Raw genomic sequence first — 1,626 nt, 5'->3', positions numbered from 1 at the left:
AATGCATCCTGACCCTATGCAGGCTCGCTCGCAAACCGGCTGCGCTATCAGGACAGCCATGAACAATTTCTTTTGCTGGCGGATACCCAGGCTCTAACCGACAACGCCCATAATCCGGAGAAGGTGCGGCGAAGCGTGATCGAGGTCGCGCTGGATTATCTGGCCGTGGGCATTGATCCCGCGCGCACGGCCATCTGTCTGCAATCACACCTGCCGGCGCTGGCCGAGTTGTCGATGCTCTACCTGAACTTTGTCACGGTCGCGCGACTCGAACGGAACCCGACTATCAAAGACGAGATCCGCGCCCGCGGATTCGGGCGCGATATTCCGGTTGGGTTTCTGTGCTATCCGGCAGCGCAGGCGGCGGACATCACGGCCTTCAAGGCGACCATCGTGCCGGTCGGTGAGGATCAGGCCCCGCTCATCGAGCAAACGAACGAGATTGTGCGGCGCATCAACGCAACAGCAGGCCGCGCCGTTCTGCCCGAGGCGCGGGCGATCATCCCCAAGTCGGGCCGATTGACTGGTATCGACGGCAAGGCCAAGATGTCTAAATCCGGAGGCAACGCAATCGCTCTGTCCGCATCTTCGGAGCAGATCACAAGTGCCGTCAAAGCGATGTTCACCGACCCGAACCACCTGCGCGTTGAAGACTCGGGCTGCATCGAGGGCAATGTTGTCTTCACCTACCTTGACGCTTTCGATCAGGACTAGGACGGGCTTGCCGAGCTCAAGGCGCAATATCAGCGCGGTGGGCTTGGCGATGGCAAGATCAAGGCGCGTCTGGAAGCGATCCTTCAAGAGCTCATAGGCCCAATTCGCCAGCGTAGGTCACAGCTCGCCGAGGACCGAGGCTACATTCTTGAAGTGATCAAAGAAGGCACGGCACGGGCGCGCGAGCGCACCGACGCGACAAAGCGGGATGTGGTGAGTGCTTTGGGCCTATTCGAGTTGTAGATGAGCAGGGGCGGGCGATCCGGATGAAGGTCCGGTTCGTCCCGCCCGGCCGACCTTCATCCTCCGAAAATGCTGCGCGATGGAAAAATGGCCGGGTCTGGTGAAGCTGCACCGCGGCGTTAGATGAGCTGGTCAAGGGCGGCTCTGGGCCGTCAGCGCCCGCAAACCTGGCGCGCCAAGACGAAGGGACATGCCGCAGCGCCGCATGTCTCCTTCGAGCCCCGCTTGACCGATGCCGCGGAGATTTCTGATGTCTGCTCTCGTGCTCTCGTGCTCTCGTGCTCTCGTGCTCTCGTGCTCTGTTGCCTTTCAGAGCATTCCCTTCGAGAAGACATCATTCATCAATGTATTTGATTGAGGAACGGACTGCCTTGCCAAATTTCATTTCCATACCCCACGCTGCTGAGCGTTTGGCGAAAGCCAATCGCGTCCTCGTGATTGGCTGTTCGGGTGCTGGCAAGAGCACCTTGTCACTCAGGGTCGCCGAGCGATACGGACTTGAGTATCAATCCTATGACAGAGATGCGCGCTGGCTTCCCGGCTGGCAGGTTCGGAACCGCGCCGAGCAGCGCGCGCGTCTTGGCCCTAGTCGGTCGCGAGCGATGGGTGATGGACGGCAACACTCCGTCAACACTCGACATTCGTCTGCCGCAAGCTGCCTCGTAAGCG

At 60.2% G+C, this 1,626-nt stretch carries 1 pseudogene; it reads left to right on the top strand.

Features of this window, described 5'->3' with window-relative positions:
• Positions 1-15: 15 nt before the first annotated feature.
• Positions 16-957, top strand: a pseudogene (gene trpS, locus KO516_RS00005) (tryptophan--tRNA ligase); the annotation flags it as partial.
• Positions 958-1,626: the final 669 nt, after the last annotated feature.

The organism is Citreicella sp. C3M06, assembly GCF_018860705.1.
GTDB lineage: Bacteria > Pseudomonadota > Alphaproteobacteria > Rhodobacterales > Rhodobacteraceae > Salipiger.
Note: the sequence above shows the minus strand (reverse complement) of the source record. Positions and strands in the feature narration are given on the sequence as shown.